This window comes from Ruegeria alba (genome assembly GCF_022321465.1).
Classification (GTDB): Bacteria; Pseudomonadota; Alphaproteobacteria; order Rhodobacterales; family Rhodobacteraceae; genus Ruegeria_B; species Ruegeria_B alba.
On the sequence record NZ_JAKOEM010000001.1, the window covers coordinates 644,956 to 667,264 of the forward strand.

Sequence of the window (22,309 nt, forward strand, 5' to 3'; positions counted from 1 at the left end):
TTCGTTTTCTCTGCCAATCCCCTAGTGTCGCTCGGGAAATCCGAGTTCGGGGAAATCACGGGTCGCTCATGGGTCTGCTCTTTCGCTGGCTACTTCGCCTTGCCGCCGGTCTGATCGCACTTGCTGTCGCGGCTGTGGTGCTGGTCTATTATCTGGCTGGTCAATCGTTGCCTGAATACAACCAGACCCAAGAGGTTGCCGGGCTGACCGCGCCGGTCGAGATCGTGCGCGACACCCATAATGTGCCGCATATCTTTGGCAGTTCCGACCCGGACGTGTTCTTTGGTCTCGGCTACGCCCACGCGCAGGACCGGTTGTGGCAGATGACCATGCTGCGCCGCACCGTGCAGGGCCGTCTGTCCGAGGTGTTCGGCCCGCGCACCGTCGGCATCGACCGCCTCTTGCGGCGGCTCGACCTCTACCGGCTGGCGCAGCAGTCGGTCGGCGCGCAGGACGCCTATGCCACAGCCGCGCTCAAGGCCTATGCGGCGGGCGTCAACGCCCGCCTGGCCGAGATCAACGACGAGGCGCTGGGCCGTGGCGCGCCCGAGATGTTCCTGTTCAACGCTCCGGTCGCCCCCTGGCAACCTGCCGACAGCCTCGCCATCATCAAGCTGATGGGTCTGCAACTCTCGGGCCATCTGGAGGAAGAGGTGCTGCGCGCGCGCACCTCGCTGATGTTGAGCGATCCCGCGCGGCTGCTTGATATCCTGCCCGACGCACCGGGTACCGGCACTGCCGCGCTGCCGGAATATGCCGAACTGTTCCCGGACCTGCCCCGCTATGCCGCCGGGCGCGAAACGCCGCGCGATCCGCTGTCGCCCTTGCCGCGCCGGGGTCTGGCCGGGGCGTCGAATGCCTGGGCCGCAGCGCCCTCGCGCTCAGCCAGCGGTGGCACCCTGCTGGCCAACGACCCGCATCTGGGCTTTGCCGCGCCCTCGACCTGGTACCTTGCGCGGCTGGAGCTGGCCAATGGCGGCGTCATCGGCGGCACCATTCCCGGCATGCCCGCGGTGCTGCTGGGACGCAGCGAACGGTTGGGCTGGGGCCTGACCTCGTCCTACATGGACGATCAGGACCTGTTCGTGGAAAAGCTGAACCCCGAGAACCCCGAGGAATACCTGACCCCGGACGGCTACAAGGCCTTTGAAAGCCGTCCCTCGATCATCGAGATCAAGGGCGCCGCCCCGATCACGCTGACCCTGCGCTGGACCGAAAACGGGCCGGTCCTTCCCGGCAGCGTCTACGACCTGGACACCATCACGCCGCCCGGCCATGTGATGTCCCTGGGCTGGACCGTGCTGAACCCCCGCGATACCTCAATGTCGGCAGCGCTGGCGCTGGTCAATGCCGGCACGGTGCACGAGGCGATCCGCGCGACCGAGACCTATATCGGTCCCTCGCAGAACCTGACGCTGGCCGACCGCGAGACCGTGGCGCTCAAGATGGTGGGCGCGGTGCCGCGCCGTGACTCGCGCCATCAAAGCCAGGGCCGCCTGCCTGCACAAGGCTGGCGGGCCGAGAACCGCTGGCAGGGCCGGATGCCCTATGCCTCGAACCCGGAATTCGTCGGCCCAGTGGGCGGCATTCTGGGCAATACGAACAACAAGCTGCTGGAACGTCCCTTTCCCAACCATGTCTCGTTTGTGTGGGGCGATACCCAGCGGGTGACCCGCTGGCAGAGGCTCATGCAATCGCGCGAGGTGCATACCCGCGACAGTTTCATCGAGGCGCAACAGGACCCGGTCAGCCCGGCGGCGCGCACCCTGCTGCCGCTCATTGGCGCCGATCTGTGGTTCACCGGCGAGGCCGCGCCCGAGGGCACACCCGAGCGCCAGCGCCAGATCGCCCTGACCATTCTTGCCGAATGGAACGGCGAGATGAACGAACACCTGCCCGAGCCGTTGATCTATGCCGCCTGGCTGCGCGCCCTGCAAAAGCGGCTGATCACCGACGAGCTGGGGCCGCTGGCCACTGAATTCAAACATGTCGAGCCGCTGTTCATCGAGCGGGTGTTCCGCGACATCGACGGTGCAGCGGTCTGGTGCGACATCCGCCAGAGCGCGCCCAGGGAAAGCTGCACCGAGATCGCCCGGCTGGCGCTGGACGATGCGCTGGTCTGGATCGGCGAGCGGTATGGCACCGCGCTGGAAAGCCTGCGCTGGGGCGACGCGCATCAGGCCACCCATGATCACCCGGTCCTAGGCGAGGTGCCGGTGCTGCGCTATTTCGTGAATATCCGGCAATCGACCAGCGGCGGCGACCACACGCTGCAACGGGGACGCACTTCGGGCGAGGACCCGGACCCGTTCCGCAACGTGCATGGCGCGGGCTATCGCGGGGTCTACGATTTCGCCGATCCCGACAGCTCGGTCTTTGTCATCTCAACCGGGCAATCGGGGCATTTCCTGTCCCGCTATTATGACGATCAGGCACAGTTGTGGCGGCGCGGCGAATATATCCCGATGTCGCTGGATGCCGATCTGGCACGCGCGGCGGCAGTGGGGGTGACCGTGCTGCTGCCCGCGCCCGAATGAGGATGGAGGGCTATGCCGCCGATCTGATCGCGCTGGGGCTGTTGTTCCTGGCGGGTCTGGCCGCCGATCAACTGGGCGCGCGCAGCCGGTTGCCGCGGGTCACGCTGCTGTTGTTCTGCGGGCTGATGGCCGGTTCGGCGGGGTTTGACCTGATCCCCGAGAGCCTCGCCGCCGTCTATCCCATCGTGTCGGTCATCGCGCTCAGCATGGTCGCGTTCCTCTTGGGGGGAGAACTGTCGCTGCGCACGCTCAGCGCCCATGGCCGCGCCATCGTGGTGATCTCGCTGATGGTGGTGGTGGTGACGCAGCTGACCGTTTCGGCCGGGCTGGCGCTGATCGGCATGCCGCTGGCGGCGGCGCTGATCGTGGGGGCGTTGGCCACCGCCACCGATCCGGCGGCGACGCTCGACGTGATCCGGCAGGGCCAAGCCACCGGAGATTTCCCCCGCAGGCTCAAGGGTATCGTTGCCATCGACGACGCCTGGGGCGTGTTGCTCTTTGCACTGGTGGCGGTACTGGCCGGAGCGGTCGAAGGGAACGGGTCCGGCCCCGGCCTGTTGGGTGGGGCGCTGGTCGAGATCGCGGGATCGGTTGCCCTGGGCCTGGCCGTCGGTCTGCCCGGCGCCTATCTGACCGGGCGCCTGTCAGGCGGCGAGCCGCTCAGGATCGAGGCGCTGGGGCTGGTGTTCCTGACCGCGGGCCTGTCGCTCTGGCTGGATCTCTCCTATCTGATCGCGGGGATGACGGCGGGGGCGGTGATCGTCAACCTCGCCCATCATCACAAGCGGGCCTTTCGCGAGATCGAACATTTTGAATGGCCCTTCATGATCGTGTTCTTCATCCTGGCAGGCGCCACGCTGGATCTCGGCGCGCTCTGGGCGGTCGGTCCCCTGCTGATGGGCTATGTGGCGCTGCGCGTGCTGGGCCGGGTAATGGGCGGCTGGGCCGGAGCGAAGCTGGCTGGAACCGCGCAAGCCGAACGCCCGTGGTATGGCCCGGCCCTGTTGCCACAGGCCGGGGTTGCCATCGGCATGGCGCTGATCGCGGGCGATCTGTTCCCGCAATTTGCGGACATGATCACCGCGCTCGCCATCGGCGCCACGGTGGTGTTCGAGCTGGCCGGACCGCTGGCCGCCGCCTATGCCTTGCGCCGGGTCGACAACAGCCGGGATCAGAGCGCAGCGTAGCGCGCCGCCTGACGGGGCGTCCAAAGAACGGTCAGGCGGAACCCGTCCTCGGTCTGTTCCTCGGCCTGCACCACATCCTGCTCGAACAACCAGGCACGTCGCTTGCCCTCGGCAAAACCGAGCGTAAGCACTTCCTCGCTGCGGGTCTCGGCCAAGGCCCTGGCAATCGCCGACAACAGCGGCTCCAACCCCTCGCCCGTCACCGCAGACACCGAAAAGAGCGACGCATCGCGCGCGGTCCGCTCGCGCAGCGCCGCACGCTTGTCGGGGTCGAGCAGATCGACCTTGTTCCAGACCTCGAATTTCGGCCGCCCCTCGTCCACCCCGAGCGAGGCCAGAATGGCCTCGACATCGCGGGCCTGTTCCTCGGTCGCGGCATGACTGATATCGCGCACGTGAACAATGAGATCGGCGGCCAGAACCTCTTCGAGCGTGGCACGGAAGGCGGCCACCAGCTCGGTCGGCAGATCCGAGATGAACCCCACGGTGTCACTCAGGATAACCTCGGGCCCGTCGGGCAGAACCACCCGCCGCATGGTCGGGTCGAGCGTGGCAAACAGCATGTCCTTGGCCATCACCTCGGCCCCGGTCAGCCGGTTGAACAGGGTCGATTTGCCCGCGTTGGTGTATCCCACCAGCGCCACGATCGGATAGGGCACCTTGGCGCGCGCCTTGCGGTGCAGCTCGCGGGTCTTGACCACCTTGTCGAGCTGCCGCTTGAGCCGCACCAGCTGTTCGTCAATGGCGCGCCGGTCGGCCTCGATCTGGGTTTCCCCCGGACCGCCGACAAAGCCCAGACCGCCGCGCTGACGCTCCAGGTGGGTCCAGGCGCGCACCAGCCGGGTCCGCTGATAGCTGAGTGCCGCCATCTCGACCTGCAAAACGCCTTCGCGGGTGCGGGCGCGGTCGCTGAAGATTTCCAGGATCAGGCCGGTCCGGTCGAGTATCTTGACCTTCCATGCCTTTTCCAGATTGCGCTGCTGCACCGGCGACAGGGGCCCGTCGATCAGCACCAGCTCGACCTCGTTGTCATGCAACAGCGTGGCCAGTTCCTCGACCTTGCCCGATCCGAACAGGTGTCCGGGCTGCGGCTTGGCCAATCGCACGATGCCAGATCCGACAACCTCGAGATCCGGCAAGGCCGCGGCCAAAGCCACGGCTTCTTCCAGCGCCGGAACCGGGTCACGGCGATCAAGATCGGATTTGAGTTCGGGGTGCAGCACCCAGGCCCGGGTGCGCGCCCGATCATGTTCCATCAATTGGCGTCTTCGCCCTCATACAGGCTGATCGGCTGGGCAGGCATGATCGTCGAGATCGCATGCTTGTAAACCAGCTGCGACTGTCCGTCGCGGCGCAGCAGCACGCAGAAATTGTCGAACCAGGTGATCACACCCTGCAATTTCACACCGTTGATCAGGAAAATCGTGACCGGAACCTTGGTCTTTCTGACGTGATTCAGGAATGCGTCCTGCAGATTTTGTCTGTCCGAAGCCATTTTTGTTCAATCTCGCCTTTGTTCTTGCAACGCACCGCGGACCAGCGCGCTCCCTCAGGCGGAGTATGTCGCGCGAATTTGGGATATGCCAGCCGAAAATATAGGTTATCTGCGAAAGCACCGGCTGCGCCCGGCGCTCAGTTCCGCCAGAGCGCGGGGGTAATCAGGGCGATAAAGGCCAGCGTTTCCAGCCGTCCGATGATCATCGCGCCGCTCAGGATCAGCTTGGCGGCGGCTGGCATCTCGATCAGGCGGATCGGCAACTCAGCGCCAACCTCGATCAGCGGACCGGTGGTGCTGAGCGTGGCAATGCTAAGCACCATGGCGGTTTCGAAATCCGATCCCGCCGCCGCTAACGCCAGTGCAATCGCCGCCAGTGAAATGGCAAACAGCATGAAGAACACCCAGGCAATGAACGCCCCGTCACGTTGGATACGAAGGTTGCGCCCGGTGGCGGAACTGACCGACGACGGGTGAACCAACCGCTGCATTTCCCGCATACCGTTCAGGTAAAGCGCGTAAACCCGCAACAGCTTGACCCCACCGGCAGTGGTGGCAACGCCGCCGCCGATCACCGAAAGGCCCAGCAGGATCATCCCCGGTGTACCCAGCCCCGACCATTGCCGCGCCTCGGCCCAATCAGTGGATTCGAACCCTGTCGTGGTCAGAAAGGACATCACCGTGAACAGGCTGCCCCACAGGGCCCTGAGCGCCAGTGTCACGTTCTCGCCCGAGGCGATCTCGAACGCGCCCGACCAGTGGCGCAGGAAGAGCAGCGCGGGAACCCCTAGCAGGATCAGCAGGCCAATGCGAAACTCGGGATCCTCATCCAGCCGGGCATGGCCGCGCATGGCGGTGTCCGATGAGAAGGTGAGCCGCGACAGCGCAAAGAACATGAACAGGAACAGGATCGCTTCGCCCGTCAGGCCCGAAGCGCTGCCCGACAGTCCGCCCACCGGCGAGATGCCCGAAGTCGCCATCACCGACATCGCATGACAGATCGCCACCAGACCTGGATCGCCCGCCGCCAGCAGCAGGAGCGCAACAACCAGCGTCAGGCCCGCATAGACCGGCGCCAGCGTCGCCGCGATGCGGATCAGCCGTCCACGGGGATCGACGCTTTCCCCCTGCCCGACCAGCACCCGGCCCGGCTGTCCCTGGGCCGTCACTTCGAAACCGCCCAGCGACAACGGCGCCAAGATGGCAGAGGCTGCGATCCACATCACCAGCCCGCCAAGCCAACCCACCTGCGCCCGCCACAGATGCAGCGGCGCGCTCAGGCGACCGGGGTCGGGGAACATCTCGGCCCCGGTTGTGGTGATCGCGCTGACCATCTCGAAATAAGAGTTCAGGAAGCTCGTGGTCTTCAGCGCGTCGTGAAACGGCACCGCCAGAAACAACGGCAACAACGCAAAGGTGGACAACAATGCCGCCAACTGCCCCAGCACCCCATGGCGCGACGGCCGCCCGGCCCGTGCCAGCACGATGGTGGTGACGGTCACCAGCCCCAGAATGCCGGAATAGAAAAACGAGCGCGAGGTGGGGTGATCGTTCAACGTCAACGCATAGGCCGCCGGTACCCACATCATCACCGAGAACAGACCCCAAATCAGCAATGCCAGCGGAAGTTGCCGCAACAGGCCCGACTCTTCTGTTTTTCTACGGCGCGTCATCAGAAGAAGTCGATCGAGACCTGCATCAGCCGCTCGACCTCAGGGACGTCGTCTGCCATGGCGAAGATGGCGATCACATCGCCCTCTTCGATGCGCAATTCGCCGGTCGGGCGCACCACCTTGCCCTGTTTGCGCACCGCACCCACCAGAACGCCCTCGGGAAAGTCGATGTCACGCAGCCGTTGGCCGGCCATGGGCGAAGTCGACAGCACCTCGGCCTCGATCACCTCGGCCTCGGCATCACCAATGGAATAGACCTGCCGCACCCGCCCGTGCCGGATATGACGCAGGATCGAGCTGACGGTGGTGGCGCGTGGGTTGATATAGGCGTCGATGCCCAGGGGCGGCATCAGCGCCACCAGGGTCGGGTCGTTGATCAGCGCAATCGCCAGCCGGCAGCCCTCGGCCTTGGCCCGCACGGCGGCCAGCATGTTGGTGCGGTCATCGTCGGTCACCGCCAGCATCGCATCGGCGCGCGCGATCCCGGCCTCGGCCAACAGGCCCGCATCCAGCCCGTCGCCATGCAGCACGATGGTACGCTCCAGCGCCTCGGCGGCGCGCTCGGCATTGCGGCGGTCGCGCTCGATCACCTTGGCATGAATGCGCGTCTTGTGCTCCTCCAGCGCGCGGGCCACTTCGAGGCCCACGTTCCCGCCGCCTACAATCACAACACGATCCTGCTTTTTATATGTCTTACCAAAGACTTCCATCGTTCTGTTCACGTCATCCACATGACAGAAGACATAGCATTCGTCGCCTGCGAAGATCTGGTCTCCGGGTTCGGGGGCAAACAGCGTGCCTTCGCGCCGGATCCCGACAACGATGGCGCGCAGGGTTGAAAACAGGTCGGTCAGCTGGCGCAGCGGCGTATTGATGACCGGGCTTTCCTCGTCCACCGACAGGCCGACCAACTGAGCCTGACCGTCCATGAAGGTTTCGGTATCAAATGCCGAGGGCGCCGACAGGCGCCGCATGGCGGCGGCGGCCACCTCGCGTTCGGGGCTGATCACCACGTCGATGGGCAGATGCTCACGCCGATAGAGGTCGGAATAAATGGCGTTGAGATAGGATTTCGAGCGCAGGCGGGCGATCTTGCGCTGGATGCCGAACACCGAATGGGCCACCTGGCAGGTGACCATGTTGACCTCGTCCGAATAGGTGGCCGCGATGATCATGTCCGCGTCGCGCGCGCCCGCGCGTTCCAGCACATCGGGATACGAGGCGAAACCGGCAATGCCCTGCACGTCCAGCGTTTCGGTCGCGCGGCGCACCAGATCGGGGTTGTTGTCCACCACGGTCACGTCGTTCAGTTCGCCCGACAGATGCCGCGCGATCTGCCATCCGACCTGCCCGGCCCCACAGATGATGACCTTCATTCCCTGGCCCCTTTTGCCTGAGGGTTTTTGAATGACAGAAGGCCGGGACAGGGTCAATTCAATTGTCAGACGCCGAATTCAGTGCCACTCTGCCATGCATGAAACTCTGGACCCTGCCCCTTGCCGCCACAGTGATTCTAACGGGTTGCGGCCCGCTCTCGATCTATTACCGCGAGGGCGTCAGCGTTACACGGCAACAGTCGGATACGCTTGATTGCGAGGTCAAGGCGCTGCGCGATGCGCCGGTGGCCAATCAGGTCCGGCAAAGCCCGCCGATCTTCTATCCCGGAAGGACGGTCTGCAACTCTGCCGGTCAGTGTTACACCACGCCGGGCAACTGGGTGCCGGGCAATGTCTACACCGTTGACGCCAATTCCGGCCTGCGCGCCCGTGTCGAACAGCAATGCATGGCCGCCAAGGGCTATGCTCCGGTCGAACTGCCCCGATGCAGCGAGGCGGTGGCTGCCCAGGTACAGCCGGTGCGCGGCGCCAAATTACCGGCGCTGGGGCCGAATTCCTGCGTGGTGACCTATCAGGACGGCTCGTATCAGGTGGTCACGCCCCGGCCCGCGGGCTAGGGGCGCGACAGCTCCCCTTACTCGGCGGCCTCCACCTCTTCGTCCATATGCGCCACGCGGGCACCCGACTTGCTGGAGGTGACCACACCCAGCGATTTCAGCTTGCGGTGCAGCGCGCTGCGCTCCATCCCGACAAAGCTGGCGGTGCGGCTGATATTGCCGCCAAACCGGTTGATCTGGGTCAGCAGGTATTCGCGTTCGAACGCCTCGCGCGCCTCGCGCAACGGCAGGGTCGCCAGCGCGCCCGACAGCACCACCCGGCCCTCTTCGGCGGCCTTGCCCTCGTCGCTGGGCAGTTCGCGCGCCTCGATTGAACCGGTACCCTCGCCCAGGATCAGCACCCGCTCGATCAGGTTCTTGAGCTGGCGCACATTGCCCGGCCAGGACATGGTCTGCATCAGCGCGACCGCCTCGTCACTCAACTCGCGCAGCGGCAGGCCCTGGCTCTGATGACACTGTTCGATGAAATAGCCGGCCAGAACCGGAATATCCTCGCGCCGATCCTCGAGCGAGGGCACCGCGATCGGCACCACGTTCAGACGGTGATACAGCTCCTGGCGGAAGCGTTCGGCCTGGATCTCGGCCTCGAGATCGCGGTTGGTGGAGGAGATTACCCGCAGATCAACCCGCACCTTGTCGGTGCCGCCGACCCGCTGGAATTGCTGATCCACCAGCACCCGCAGGATTTTCGACTGGGTTCCGGACGGCATGTCCGCCACCTCGTCAAAGAACACCACACCACCATGGGCCTGTTCCAGCAGACCGGGTTCGACACCACGCTCCTGGCTTTCACGACCGAACAGCATCTCTTCCATCCGCTCCGGCTCGACCCCGGCACAGTTGACGGTCACAAAAGGCGCGTTGGCACGGTTGGAATGGGCATGGATATAACGCGCGGCAATCTCCTTACCCGCTCCTGCCGGTCCGCGCAGCATCACGCGGCCATTGGACTTGGTTACCTTGTCGAGCTGGCCGATCATGGCGCGGAATGCCGTCGACTGGCCGATCATCTCTGCGCTGGTCACTTCGCGGCGCTTCAGTTGCGCATTCTCGCGACGCAGGCGCGAGGTTTCCATCGCGCGGCGGATCACCACCATCAACTGGTCGATGTTGAACGGTTTCTCGATGAAATCGTATGCGCCCTGCTTGATCGCGGCTACCGCGATCTCGATATTGCCGTGCCCAGAGATGATCACCACCGGCACATCCGGGTTGTCACGCTTCACCGTCTTGAGGATGTCGATCCCGTCCATCCGGCTGTCCTTCAGCCAGATATCGAGGATAAGAAGCCCCGGTGGTTCGGCATTGATTTCGGCCATGCATTCGTCGGACGTGCCCGCTAGACGGGTGGTATAGCCTTCGTCCTCAAGAATATCCGAGACCAGTTCCCGAATGTCGCGCTCGTCGTCAACGATCAAAATATCACTCATGTCGGTCCTGCTTTCGCCTTGTTTCTGGCCGCCTGTCTCTGCATGGCGGATCTGGAGGCCGGGTCGTAGCCCGGCAGTCGGATGACAGCCATGGCGCCGAAATGGTCCTGGCCGTCGAAGACGGGCGCATCCTCCAGATGCAGCGTCCCGCCATGTTCCTCGATGATCTTCTTGACGATGGGCAAGCCCAGGCCGGTGCCCTCGTCGCGGGTGGTGACATAGGGTTCAAAGAGGCGCGCCCGGTCCTCGGGCAGGCCGATCCCGTTGTCCGCAATGGTGATCTGGCTGCCCTCGGCGTCGCCGGTCAGGGTCACCCGGATTTCCGGTTTCAGCCCTTCAGGCGCACCCTTTTTCACCAATGTTTCAATCGCTTCGCCCGCGTTCTTGATCAGGTTTATCAGCGCCTGACTAAGCATGGTAGCATCCACATTGCCCATCAGAGGCGCGTCGGGCAGATCCGCCTGGACCGCCACGTCTGGCTGGCCCGTTTGTTGCAGCAGCACCGCGTCGCGCACCAGGCGGGTCAGATCCTCCTCATGCCGGTCGGGTTCGGGCATGCGGGCGAATTTCGAGAATTCGTCGACGATGCGGCGCAGGTCGTTGGTCTGACGCACGATCACATCGGTCATCGATTCCAGGCTGTCGCAATCGGCCTCGTCCAGCTTGCGCGAGAACTTGCGCTTGATGCGCTCGGCGCTCAGCTGGATGGGGGTCAGCGGGTTCTTGATCTCATGTGCGATGCGCCGGGCCACATCGCCCCAGGCCGCCATTCGCTGGGCGCTGACCAGGTCGGTGACATCGTCAAAGGCAATCACGTAACCCTCCAACGCGTCATCCTCGCCGCGCCGGGTGGACATGCGGACCAGCAGGTTTTCCAGCTGCCCCTTGCGGGTCACCTTGATCTCGGCCTGCACGGTTTCCTGCGCGGTCCCGACAAGGCTCTCGAACAAGGGCACGAACTCCGGCACGGCCACCGCCAGATCGAGGCTCTGCTCGTCGCCTGACCAGTCCAGCAGCCGTTCGGCCGAGCGGTTGACGAATGTCACCCGCCCCTGTGCATCCAACCCCACCACACCCGAGGTGACCGAGCTGAGCACCGAATCGAACAGCCGTCGGCGGCGTTCGATCTGATGGGTGTTTTCCAATAGCGTGTCGCGCTGCCCCTTCAACTGGCGGGTCATCTGGTTGAAATAGCGCCCCAGCATGGCGATCTCGTCATCGCCCTGTTCCTCGGGCACCTGCACGCCCAGATCACCGCCACCGACGCGCTGAGCCGCGGTTGTCAGCCGCCCGACAGGGCGCGACAGACGTTCGGCAAACCAAAGGCCCAACCAGACCGCAGCCAGGATCAGGATCACCGCAAAGCCCAAATAAAGCAGGCCGAATTCGAACAATACCCGCCCGCGCTCGTTCTCGAGCTGCTGATACAGATGCACCGTTTCCTTGGTATCGTCGAGCAGGTTGAGGATCTCGCCATCAACCTCTCGGCTGACATAGAGATACCGGTCAGGATAGGCCTGAAGCATCACCAGAGCCCGAAATTCGCTGTTGTCCCAATCCTGGATGATCACATGACCGTTGGTCTGGGCGGCACGGAACTGGTCAGGCGCGGGTTGTTCGTAATCGAACTGATAGGACCGGTCGCCGCGCGCCCTGATCTCGCCGCCGCCGTCCACCACGTAAGCTTCGCGTAGGCCGCGCTGAATCTGGCCCTGCCCCTGGGCCAATACCCCCCGCAGTTCGGCATCGGAAATGAAGAAATTCAGCGTCCGCGCCTGATCCAGATAGCGGGCCAATGCGCGGGCATCCTGGGTCAGCCCCTCGCGGTGTTCCAGCTCATAGGCCTCGGCCGCCGCGAGCGAGCTGCCCACGACGTTGCGCACCCGGTCCGAGAACCAGCCTTCGAGCCCGATATTGAGCGTCAGCCCGGCAAAGATCGCCACCGTGATCGTCGGGATAAGCGCCAACAGGGTAAACACCCCGATCAGGCGCAGGTGCAGGCGGGATCCCGCCGATTTCTCGCGCCGGGCGGCCACCAGCCGCCCCACCTGCGACAGCACCAGCGCCGCCAGAACCAGAATATAGACAAGGTCTGCAAGCAGGATGAGTCGCAACGTGGTGGAGCCAGCCCCCAGATCGAAGGGTCCGGTCACCAGATAGGTCGCAACGGTCAAAACCGGGCCCAGAACAACCAGCCCCAAGGTCCCGATATTGCGCGCTTTTCGTGTCTTGCGCCATTCGCTGAGCGAAATGAACGGCCCGTTCTGTGACCGGGTTGTCACCTGCTGCCTCATCCTGATGTGCCGCCAAAGCGGCTTACCGCCATATCTCGTGGTCTCTGCCGGGTTGAGGCCCGGATGCCACGCTTTGTGTGGCGATATTACATCAGCTTACGGCGCCGTGTCACCTCTATATCGAGGTCGGTGATCTTCTTGCGCAGCGTATTCCGGTTGATCCCCAGAAGATCGGCGCATTTGGCCTGATTGCCGCCCGATGCTTCGAGCGCGATTTCGATCAGCGGCGCCTCGACTTCGCGCAGGATGCGTTGGTACAGGCCCGGCGGCGGCAGAACACTGCCGTGCAGGTCAAAATAGCGCCGCAGATGCCGCGCGACCGAGGCAGAAAGCTTTTCGGCATCGCCGCGTCCGCCAAGCGCGGGTTCCAGTTCGGGCTGATTGCCCAGCACCTGCTCGACCTCGGTGCGCGAGATTTCCTCGGCCCGGCTGATCAGCGACAAGCGGCGCACCGCGTTCTCCAACTGCCGCACATTGCCCGGCCAGGAATAGAGGCGGAACAGTTCGGCCGCGCCAGTGCCCAACCAGCGCTTTGGCGCCCCTTCGCGTTCGGCCTTGGCCATGAAATACTCGGTCAACAGCGGAATATCGTCCACCCGCTCGCGCAGGGCGGGCACATGTATGGGCGCCCCGCACAGCCGGTAGTAAAGGTCGCGCCGCAGCTTGCCCGCCTCCATCGCGCGGGCCGGATCGCCCTGGCTGGTGGCCATGAACCGCGGCACGTAATCGCCGGGCGCATCCATCATCCGTACGATCCGGCCCTGAATCTCGTCACTGATATCGGCAATCTCGTCGATCAGCAGCGTACCGCCCTTGACCCGCGCTAGCACCCGCGCCGGCCCTTCGAGTTCCATCAGGTCTGCGGCGGTGACCGAGACAAAGGGCAAGGTGCGGCGGTCCGAGAAATCGTGGATTGTGCGCGCGATCAGCGACTTGCCTGTGCCGCTCTCGCCCGAGATCATAACCGGCAGATCGGTGTTCATCACCTTGGCCACCAGTCGATAGAGCGCCTGCATCGCCGGGGTGCGCCCCACCAGCGGCAACTCGTCGGGCCGCTCGGCGACCTCGTCGCGCGGCTCAGAGGGCGCGCTGCGCCGCTTCTGCTCCAGCGCACGCGCGGTGCGTTTCATCAGGTCGGGCAGGTCAAAGGGTTTGGGCAGATAGTCATAGGCCTCGGCCTCGGCGGCCTGGATCGCGGTCATGATCGTGTTCTGGGCCGAGATCACGATCACCGGCAGGCCGGGCCTGTCCTGCGAGATCTTGGGGAGCATCTCCAGCCCGTTGCCATCGGGCATGATCACATCCGAGATCACCACATCGCCCTTGCCCTCGGCCACCCAGCGCATCAGCGTGGTCAGGCTTGAGGTCGCATGCACCTTGCACCCCGCCCGCGTCAGCGCCTGGGTCAGCACCGTGCGGATCGTGCGGTCGTCGTCGGCCACCAGAACCGTGCCATCCATCAGTTGCTCTCCTTTTCGCCGCTTTGCTTCGGCACCCGAGGCAGCGACAGGCGGAACACCGTGCGGCCCGGGACCGAATCGACGGCGATCCAGCCGTCATGGTCGGAAATGATCTTGCTCACCAGCGCCAGGCCCAGCCCGGTGCCGTTCTCGCGCCCAGAGACAAAGGGATCGAAGATATCGGCGCGAATCTCTTCGGGCAGGCCCGGACCGTCGTCGATCACCTCGACCTGGAGCGGCAGGGAATGGCCCGAGCCGTCATTGCGGCGCAGACGGAAGGAATGTTCGAAATAGGTATGCAGCCGGATGGTGCCGCCACCCGGCGCCGCCTCGGAGGCGTTTTTCAGCAGGTTCAACACCACCTGCAAAAGCTGATCGGGGTCGCCATAGGCCAGCGGCAGCGAGGGGTCGTAATCCTCGATGATCTTCATATGCGCGCCAAAGCCAAGCAGCGCTGAACGGCGGGCCCGGTCCAGCACGTCGTGAATATTGACCGGCTTGAAATCGGGCACGCTGAGATTGCCGAATTGTTCGACCTGCTCCAGCAGTTTTACGATACGGCGACTTTCGGCCACGATAAGATCCGTAAGTTCAAGGTCTTCAGCCGCGAGGTTCATGCTCAGAAGCTGCGCCGCGCCGGTGATGCCCGCCAGCGGGTTCTTGATCTCGTGCGCCAGCATCTCGGCCATGCCGATGGCTGATTGCGCTGCCGATTTCACCGAATGGCTCTGCGTCATCCGCCCGGCCAGTTCGCGCGGGCTGAGCAGCATCATCATCACACCGGGACTGCCGATCAGGGGGGCGATCTGGATGGCGCATTGCAACGGAGCCCGATTGCCCGAGCCGACATCGATATCGTTGACGAACAGCGGTGTACCCTGGGCTCGGGCGCGCTCGAACGCAGGTTCGATCGGCGCGTCAATGGCCAGCTGATCCCAGACCGGTTGGCCCAGCACCGCCTTGCGCGACAGGTTCAGGAACCCTTCGGCGGCAGAGTTCACGTCGACGATCCGGTCGCCGGCGTCGATCAGGAAGGCGGGCACCGGCAGCGAGGCCCAGATGGCGTTTTCAGCGCTCATGCCGCCGCCTCCGCCGTGCCGCTCAGCGCCTCGGGCAGCAGGCGCAGAACCGCTTCGGGATCGCGCGCCGTCAGCACCTGTTTGCGCAGCGGCGCCGGGGTGGCGGCCTCGTCCATGTACCATCCCAGATGCTTGCGCGCCACGCGCAGGCCCAGGTCACGCCCATAGAAATCCAGCATCGCCTGATAGTGGCGCGCCACCATGTCGGCGAGCGCCGCACCCTGCGGCACCTCGGGCGCGGGCGTGCCATAGAGCGCATGGGAAATCTGCGCCAGCAGCCAGGGTCGCCCCTGCGCACCGCGCCCCACCATGACCCCGTCGGCGCCAGACCGCTCCAGCGCCTGCCGGGCGGTGTCGGCGCAGGTGATGTCGCCATTGGCGATCAGCGGCACATCGACCGTCGCGCGCACTGCCGCAATCGCCGCCCAATCGGCGCGCCCCTTGTAGAACTGGCAGCGGGTTCGGCCATGGATCGTCACCATGCGCACCCCCGCATCCGCCGCGCGCCGCGCCACATCAGGCGCGTTCATCAGCGTATCGTCCCAGCCCAGCCGGGTCTTGAGCGTCACCGGCACCTCGACGGCCCCCACGACCGCCTCGATCAGGCGCAATGCGTGATCGGGGGTCTTGAGCAGGGCCGAGCCGGAATAGCCGTTGGTCACCTTCTTGGCCGGACACCCCATGTTGATGTCGATCACCCGCGCGCCCCGGTCGGCAACCTGACGGGCGGCCTCGGCGATCCAGTGGGTGTCGCGCCCGGCCAGCTGCACGGCGGTGTTTTCCACATCCGCCGACAGTTCCGCCCGCTCGCGCACGCCCGGTTTGGCCTGAACCATCTCCTGGCTGGCAACCATCTCGCTCACCACCATGCCGGCGCCGAATTCCATCACCAGGTCACGAAAGGGCCGGTCGGTGATTCCGGCCATCGGCGCCAGGATCACCGGCGGGGTCAGGGTCTTGTCTCCGAGATGCAGCGTCACCTGTGCCTAATCCTTGTGCAATTGAGGTCTTGGTAATGAAGCCACGGCCATTGCACAATGAATCGCACCCAATCAAGGGTCATCAATTACGCATCTGCCTAATTTTTAATCGCTTCACCACGGGTCATTGCCAGCGAAGGCGTCACCCCATAAAGATCGGGCAATACCCGCCTACCCGCGCCCCGAGGACCGCCATGACCACAGCCGCCATCATCGTTGCCGCCGGGCGCGGCACCCGCGCGGGCGGTGGCGTGCCGAAACAATGGCGCCCGCTGGCCGGGCGCCGGGTGGCCGACTGGACGCTGGAACGCTTTGCCACCCCGCAGATCGGTTACGTGGTTCTGGTGCTGAATCCCGAGGACCGCGATGCGTGGAAGGAATTCGCGCAGACCCCGCTGATCCTGGCGCCGGGCGGAGACGATCGTGCGGGCTCGGTTCAGAACGGGCTGGCGGCGCTGGACGGTCTGGGCATAACCAAAGTGCTGATCCATGACGTGGCGCGGCCCTGCGTTTCAAAGGACACCATTCGCGCCGTACTGGACGCGCTCGACAGCCATCCCGGCGCGGCGCCGGGACTGGCGGTGACCGATGCGCTCTGGACCGGGGCCGAGGGCTTGGTGACCGGCACCCGCGACCGTGACGGGCTGTTTGCCGCGCAGACGCCGCAGGGCTTTCGCTATGACGCGATCGTCGCGGCCCATGCCGCCCACCCGGGCGCTGCGGCGGATGACGTCGAGGTGGCGCGCGCCGCCGGGTTGACCGTGGCCATCGTGCCGGGCGACCCAGACAACCTGAAAATCACGCGGGCCGAGGATTTCGCCCGCGCCGAACGGATATTGAGGCAGGACATGGATGTAAGGCTTGGCAATGGATATGACGTGCACCGGTTCGGACCGGGCGATCACGTGATCCTTTGCGGGATCAAGGTGCCGCACGACCGGGGTTTGCAGGGCCATTCCGATGCCGATGTGGGCATGCATGCGGTCACCGACGCCCTCTATGGCGCGCTGGCCGAGGGCGATATCGGCCGCCATTTTCCGCCTTCGGACCCGCAATGGAAGGGCGCGGCCAGCGAGATCTTTCTGCGTCACGCGGTCGATCTGGTGCGCGCGCGCGGTTTCACTGTCTCGAACATCGACTGCACGCTGGTTTGTGAATACCCCAAGATCGGTCCGCATGCTATTGCAATGCAAAAGGAAATGGCCCGCATCATGGGGCTGGAGGCAACCCGTATCTCGGTCAAGGCCACCACATCCGAACGGCTGGGTTTCACCGGCCGGGGAGAAGGGATCGCCGCGCTGGCCACCGCCTGTCTGGTGAAACCATGAGCGTTGCATCGCTGATCGGTACCGTCGGCGGGGTCGGCTATCTGCGCCCCGCGCCGGGCACCTGGGGGTCGCTTGCCGCGCTGCCGCTGGCCTGGGTCCTGCATCAGATGGGCGGCTTTCCCCTGCTGGCGCTGGCCACCGCGGGCACTTATTTCGCCGGGCTCTGGGCAACGCGGGTGATGACCGAGGGTCAGGCAGATCACGACCCCTCGGAAATCGTCATCGACGAAGTGGCGGGCCAGTTCCTGGCGCTTTGGGCGCTGTCCCTGCCCGCGTGGTTGCACGGGCTCGACATCTCGGCGCTCTGGCCCGGCTGGATCGCGGCCTTTATCCTGTTTCGCCTGTTCGACATCACCAAACCCGGCCCGGTCGGCTGGGCCGACCGCCGGGGCGACCCGACGGGGGTGATGCTGGACGATATCATCGCCGGTCTTTTCGCCGCCATCGGCACCGCGCTGCTGGCGGGGCTTTTCCATGGAGTACTGGGCCTATGACTGTTGCCGACCTGTTGGAGCGTGCCCGAAAACAGGAGACCAGAATCGCCACCGCCGAAAGCTGCACCGGCGGAATGGTGATCGCCGCCCTGACCGACATTCCCGGCAGTTCCGACGTGGTCGAACGCGGGTTCGTCACCTATTCCAACAGCGCCAAGCAAGAAATGCTGGGCGTGCGCAAGGCCACGCTCGACGCGCATGGAGCGGTGTCCGAACAGGTCGCGCGCGAAATGGCCGAGGGCGCGCTGGATCATTCCCGCGCCACGCTGGCGGTGTCGATCACCGGCATCGCAGGGCCCGGCGGGTCCGAGTTCAAGCCCGAGGGTCGGGTCTGTTTCGCGCTGGCGGGCGATGGCATCGCCACCAGCAGCGAAACGGTCGAGTTCGGCGCGTTGGGCCGTGCCCAGGTGCGCGCAGCCGCCCGCGACCATGCCCTGGCGTTGCTGGATCGCGGCCTTTCCATGATCGCCGCCTGAACCGGCAAAGCCGGAGCCAAAGCGCCACTTTTTTCATCACTTGAAAAAAAGCGGCAAAAACAGGCAGGTTTCCGGCAGGCCGCCTCTTTTTCCCGCGCCTGAAATCCGCACAACCGCTCTCACCACTCGCATTCGCAGCAAAGGAGAGCGGCCCATGAACGGAGCCGATACCGCCTGGATCATCGTGGCCACGGCCCTGGTCCTCTTCATGACATTGCCGGGGCTGGCCCTGTTCTATGGCGGCCTCGTGCGCGCCCGCAACGTGCTGAGCGTCTTCATGCACTGTTTCGCCATTGCCTGTCTGATGAGCGTGCTCTGGCTGGTGGCGGGCTACTCCATCGCCTTTGGCGGCGGTTCATCGGGGTTCTGGGGCGGGCTGGACAAGGTGATGCTGGCCGGTGTCACCGCCGACAGCCTCAGCGGCACCCTGCCCGAGATCCTGTTCTTTGCCTTCCAGATGACATTCGCCATCATCACCCCCGCCCTGATCGTCGGCGCCTATGTCGAGCGCGTGGGCTTCGGCTTTGTCCTCACCTTCTCGGGCCTCTGGATGCTGCTTTGTTATGCGCCGGTGGTGCATTGGATCTGGGGCGGCGGCATGCTGGCCGATGGCGGCATCTTTGGCGAGACGGGCGTCAAGGATTTCGCCGGCGGCATCGTGGTGCACGAAACTGCTGGTCTGGCGGCCCTGATCATCGCCGTCGTGCTGGGGCCGCGCCGGAACCGCACCACCCCGCCGCATAATCCCGGTTTCGTGATGATCGGTGCGGCGATGCTGTGGGTGGGCTGGTTCGGCTTCAACGGCGGTTCGCAGCTGGCCGCCGATGGTGGTGCCGCCATGGCGCTGACCGTCACCCATATCTCGGCCGCCACCGCCTCGCTCAGCTGGGCGCTGTGGGAGCGGATCAAATACGGCAAGGCCTCGCTGGTCGGCCTCGTCACCGGCACCATCGCAGGTCTTGCCTCGATCACCCCCGCCAGCGGCTTCGTCGGCCCCGCCGCAGCACTGCTCATTGGCGCCATCGCCGGGATCCTGTGTCAGGAGGCGGTCAATCTGGTGCGCAACACGCTCAAGATCGACGATACGCTCGACGTCTTTGCCGTGCACGGGGTCGGCGGCATCTTTGGCACGCTCATGATCGCCGTTCTTGGCGCCGGCAGCTGGGCCGCGCAGCTGGGCGGGCTGGTCATCGTGGGTGTTTTCACGGCAGTTGTCACCATCGTGTTGGTCAAGGTGGTTGCACTCATCACCCCGCTTCGCGTAGATGCCGAGACCGAAACAAACGGGCTCGACCTCTCCGTGCATGGGGAACGGGCCTATGACATGAGCAGCTGAGCCCACCTCGGCTGTTCCGACGCCCTTCAAGGGCTCAGGCGGATCTCTGAGAAGGGGTCCGCCTTTTCTCTGGTCGGTAGCTCAGCCTCTCCCCTTGAAGACCCCCTTTTTCCTCTTGCTGTAAATATCCCCGCCGGAGGCATCGCGCGGCACGCGCGATACCGCTTCAGCCAGCGGTCAAACGCGACGCCAGATCAGCCGCCCCGCCGCCGGTGCGCAGCAAGGCCCAGATCTCGTCGGCGGCCCCGCCCCCGATCAGCTTGGCCGCCTTGGCGCGCACGCGTTCCTCGCGCTCGGCAAGCGTCAGTGGCGCCATCAGGTCATGGCTCACCTCCTGTCGCTGACCGTCGCGGCGCAAGAGCGACAGATGCGCCTGGGTCTCGCTCAGGCTTTCGTCACCGATGACCTCCACCCGGTCGCGCAGCTGGATCAGCCGGGGATCGGCGCAAATGGCATCGCTATAACTGTCAAGCCGCGCGGTATCATGCCCCAGCGCCCGCATTGCCAGCACCGTGCCATACGAGAACTTGGCCCCCAGCCCGGTGGTGGGCGCGGGCTGGTTGCACACGCTCAGCCAGCGCGGATGGGTGCGAACCGTCAATGTGGCCACCTCGGGCGCGGCGATATCCAGGCTGCGCGCCGCTTCCAGCGCCGCATGCAGCCCGTGGCAGCAAGCATGGAACTTGTGGCTGACCTGTTCGAACAGCCAGCTTTCACCCAGGCCCTCCAGCGCCGACATCTCATCCGCGCCGTGATGGGTGGCGCCAAAGCCGTATTCGCCCTCCATCGCCAGCGGATTGGCGACAAAGCCGCGCCGCACCAGTTCCACTGCCTCGATCCCGGCGGCGGCGGCCAGACCCGCGTTATAGGGTTTACCCATGGTGCCGAACTGCGCCTTGAGACCGGCGGCGCGGGTGGCGGTCAGCCCCAGCGCCAGCGCCATCCGCTCCGGCGTCAGCCCAGCCAGCCGCCCGGCGGCGGCGGCGGCACCAAAGGCGCCCGCCGTGGCGGTCTGATGAAACCCCGCCTGATAATGCCCGCGCCCCAGCCAGAGTCCCACGCGCACCGAGAGCTCCATACCCACCAGCGCCGCCTCCAACAGTTCGACGATCGCGGCATCGCGCGCCTCTGCCATGGCCAGCACGGCGGGAAACACCGCCACCGAAGGGTGGCCGATATGGGCGAAATGAGTGTCGTCGTAATCCAGCGCATGGGACACGGTGCCGTTGACCAGCGCCGCGCCGCGCAGGGGGGCCGCGCCGCCACCGAACAGATGCGCGCGCCCGGTTCCGCCCTCATCCAGCACCATCTCGCGCAGGATGCGCGAGACCGGCTCCTCGACCCCGGCCCGACCGACCGCGATCCAGTCAAGCGCGGATAGCGACGTGACCAGCCGGGCGGCGGGCGTCGTGGTGATGGAACCGGTAGCGAAATCGGCAAAGGCGCGTGTCAAATCTGGCATGACGCGCAGTCTAGCGCCGGACGGACCCGCGTAAAGAGGGCATCGCTCAGCCGTAAAGCGCCCGTGCCCGTTCCTCGAACGCGCGCACGATCCGGTGCATCGCCTCGTTGAACACGAGACCGATCACCCCTTGCAGGATGGCGTTCCTGAACTCGAAATCCACGTGAAAGGAGACGTCGCAGCTCCCCTCGGGTGCATCGGCAAAGGCCCAGTCGGATTTCAGGTATTTGAACGGCCCGTCCAGGTATTCGGTGTCGATCCGCATATCCTTTGGAAACAGGGTCACCCGGCTGCCGAACCGTTCGCGGAACACCTTGAACGAGATCACCAGATCGGCCTCCATCACCTGCGCCGCACCCTGCGGCGTAATGCTTCGGATCCGGGCCGCGGCGCACCAGGGCAGGAATTGCGGATATTTCGCCACATCGGCAACCAGATCGTACATCTGCTGGGCGGTATAGGGCAGGCGACGTGTTTCCGAATGTGTGGGCATCTGTCCTTGGGTATTTGTTGGTGACAATGGCGCGTGATTTCGTATGTTGCGCGCCAAAGATCAAGGGGGCTGCGATGACTGACCGCGCTTATGTGATTGACGAGATGATCTCGGCCAAGGCCATCGCGGCGCGGATCGAGGCGCTGTGCCGTGAGATCCAGACCGAGTTCGCCGATACCGACAAGCTGGTCGTGGTGGGCCTGTTGCGCGGCAGTTTCGTGTTCATCGCCGATCTGGTACGCGAACTGGACCTGCCGATCGAGGTCGATTTCCTCGAAGCCTCCTCTTATGGCGACGCGATGGAATCGAGCCGCGAGGTGCGCATCCTCAAGGATCTGCGCAGCCCGATCGAGGGGCGCGACGTGCTGGTGGTCGAGGATATCGTCGATACCGGCCACACGCTGAACCATGTCACGCATCTGTTGCTCAGCCGTCAGCCCAAACGCCTGAAATCCATCGCCCTGCTGGACAAACCCAGCCGGCGCGAGGTGGATTTCCGCTCCGACTGGATCGGCTTCGAGATACCCGATGAATTCGTCGTCGGCTATGGCATCGACTTTGCCCAACGCAACCGCAACCTGCCCTTCATCGGCAAGGTGCGCTTTACCGAAGCCTGAGGCCGCGCGCATCA

At 65.0% G+C, this 22,309-nt stretch carries 19 protein-coding genes; 8 read left to right on the top strand and 11 right to left on the bottom strand.

Going from position 1 to position 22,309, the window contains the following annotated elements:
• Window positions 1–68: 68 nt before the first annotated feature.
• The gene (locus MB818_RS03095) at window positions 69–2,537 is read left to right on the top strand and encodes a penicillin acylase family protein (protein WP_238903895.1); all 2,469 of its coding nucleotides are present in this window, start codon (window positions 69–71) and stop codon (window positions 2,535–2,537) included.
• Window positions 2,534–3,724: a cation:proton antiporter gene (locus MB818_RS03100; protein ID WP_238903897.1), complete on the top strand. Its 1,191-nt coding sequence runs from the start codon at window positions 2,534–2,536 to the stop codon at window positions 3,722–3,724. The genes MB818_RS03095 and MB818_RS03100 overlap by 4 nt, the downstream gene beginning before the upstream one ends.
• On the opposite strand, the gene hflX is transcribed toward MB818_RS03100, so the two are convergent.
• From hflX to trkA, 4 genes are all read right to left on the bottom strand, one after another.
• Window positions 3,709–4,980: a GTPase HflX gene (gene hflX, locus MB818_RS03105; protein WP_238903899.1), complete on the bottom strand. Its 1,272-nt coding sequence runs from the start codon at window positions 4,978–4,980 to the stop codon at window positions 3,709–3,711. The genes MB818_RS03100 and hflX overlap by 16 nt on opposite strands.
• Complete coding sequence (gene hfq / locus MB818_RS03110) at window positions 4,980–5,219, bottom strand: RNA chaperone Hfq (protein ID WP_011047807.1); 240 nt, start codon at window positions 5,217–5,219, stop codon at window positions 4,980–4,982. Before hfq ends, hflX begins: the two co-directional genes overlap by 1 nt.
• A 137-nt stretch (window positions 5,220–5,356) precedes the next feature.
• Window positions 5,357–6,892, bottom strand: coding sequence for a TrkH family potassium uptake protein (locus MB818_RS03115; protein WP_238903901.1), 1,536 nt, complete (start codon window positions 6,890–6,892; stop codon window positions 5,357–5,359).
• Entirely contained in the window at window positions 6,892–8,268 is a 1,377-nt protein-coding gene (gene trkA, locus MB818_RS03120; RefSeq protein WP_234162611.1) for a Trk system potassium transporter TrkA, read from the bottom strand. Before trkA ends, MB818_RS03115 begins: the two co-directional genes overlap by 1 nt.
• 98 nt (window positions 8,269–8,366) lie before the next feature.
• Here trkA and MB818_RS03125 point away from each other — a divergent pair, with 98 nt between their 5' ends.
• On the top strand, window positions 8,367–8,846 hold the full coding sequence (locus MB818_RS03125; RefSeq protein ID WP_234166471.1) for a hypothetical protein: 480 nt from the start codon (window positions 8,367–8,369) through the stop codon (window positions 8,844–8,846).
• A 17-nt stretch (window positions 8,847–8,863) separates the two neighbouring features.
• On the opposite strand, the gene ntrX is transcribed toward MB818_RS03125, so the two are convergent.
• The 5 genes from ntrX to dusB form a co-directional block, all read right to left on the bottom strand.
• Complete coding sequence (ntrX, locus tag MB818_RS03130; RefSeq protein ID WP_234136873.1) at window positions 8,864–10,276, bottom strand: nitrogen assimilation response regulator NtrX; 1,413 nt, start codon at window positions 10,274–10,276, stop codon at window positions 8,864–8,866.
• Complete coding sequence (locus MB818_RS03135) at window positions 10,273–12,570, bottom strand: sensor histidine kinase NtrY-like (RefSeq protein WP_238903903.1); 2,298 nt, start codon at window positions 12,568–12,570, stop codon at window positions 10,273–10,275. Before MB818_RS03135 ends, ntrX begins: the two co-directional genes overlap by 4 nt.
• Window positions 12,571–12,656: 86 nt before the next feature.
• Window positions 12,657–14,030: a response regulator gene (locus MB818_RS03140; protein WP_234136875.1), complete on the bottom strand. Its 1,374-nt coding sequence runs from the start codon at window positions 14,028–14,030 to the stop codon at window positions 12,657–12,659.
• Window positions 14,030–15,109: a two-component system sensor histidine kinase NtrB gene (locus tag MB818_RS03145; RefSeq protein ID WP_234145562.1), complete on the bottom strand. Its 1,080-nt coding sequence runs from the start codon at window positions 15,107–15,109 to the stop codon at window positions 14,030–14,032. Before MB818_RS03145 ends, MB818_RS03140 begins: the two co-directional genes overlap by 1 nt.
• The gene (gene dusB, locus MB818_RS03150) at window positions 15,106–16,089 is read right to left on the bottom strand and encodes a tRNA dihydrouridine synthase DusB (protein ID WP_238903905.1); all 984 of its coding nucleotides are present in this window, start codon (window positions 16,087–16,089) and stop codon (window positions 15,106–15,108) included. The genes MB818_RS03145 and dusB overlap by 4 nt, the downstream gene beginning before the upstream one ends.
• Window positions 16,090–16,283: 194 nt before the next feature.
• On the opposite strand from dusB, the gene MB818_RS03155 reads away from it, so the two are divergent.
• The 4 genes from MB818_RS03155 (at window position 16,284) to MB818_RS03170 (ending at window position 19,723) form a co-directional block, all read left to right on the top strand.
• A complete protein-coding gene (locus tag MB818_RS03155) occupies window positions 16,284–17,417 on the top strand; it encodes a bifunctional 2-C-methyl-D-erythritol 4-phosphate cytidylyltransferase/2-C-methyl-D-erythritol 2,4-cyclodiphosphate synthase (protein WP_238903907.1) in 1,134 nt (377 codons plus the stop codon).
• The gene (locus tag MB818_RS03160; protein ID WP_238903909.1) at window positions 17,414–17,911 is read left to right on the top strand and encodes a phosphatidylglycerophosphatase A family protein; all 498 of its coding nucleotides are present in this window, start codon (window positions 17,414–17,416) and stop codon (window positions 17,909–17,911) included. The genes MB818_RS03155 and MB818_RS03160 overlap by 4 nt, the downstream gene beginning before the upstream one ends.
• Entirely contained in the window at window positions 17,908–18,387 is a 480-nt protein-coding gene (locus MB818_RS03165) for a CinA family protein (protein ID WP_234145558.1), read from the top strand. Before MB818_RS03160 ends, MB818_RS03165 begins: the two co-directional genes overlap by 4 nt.
• A 154-nt stretch (window positions 18,388–18,541) precedes the next feature.
• Window positions 18,542–19,723 carry an ammonium transporter gene (locus tag MB818_RS03170; protein ID WP_238903911.1) on the top strand — a complete coding sequence of 394 codons (1,182 nt, stop codon included), beginning with the start codon at window positions 18,542–18,544 and terminating at the stop codon, window positions 19,721–19,723.
• A 166-nt stretch (window positions 19,724–19,889) separates the two neighbouring features.
• Here the strand turns inward: MB818_RS03170 and MB818_RS03175 are convergent, their stop codons facing one another.
• Together MB818_RS03175 and MB818_RS03180 are read right to left on the bottom strand one after the other, a co-directional pair.
• Window positions 19,890–21,185, bottom strand: coding sequence for an MmgE/PrpD family protein (locus tag MB818_RS03175; protein ID WP_238903913.1), 1,296 nt, complete (start codon window positions 21,183–21,185; stop codon window positions 19,890–19,892).
• Window positions 21,186–21,231: 46 nt separating this feature from the next.
• Entirely contained in the window at window positions 21,232–21,678 is a 447-nt protein-coding gene (locus MB818_RS03180; RefSeq protein WP_238903916.1) for a type II toxin-antitoxin system RatA family toxin, read from the bottom strand.
• Between the two features lie 74 nt (window positions 21,679–21,752).
• On the opposite strand from MB818_RS03180, the gene hpt reads away from it, so the two are divergent.
• On the top strand, window positions 21,753–22,295 hold the full coding sequence (gene hpt / locus MB818_RS03185; protein WP_234215569.1) for a hypoxanthine phosphoribosyltransferase: 543 nt from the start codon (window positions 21,753–21,755) through the stop codon (window positions 22,293–22,295).
• Window positions 22,296–22,309 lie beyond the last annotated feature (14 nt).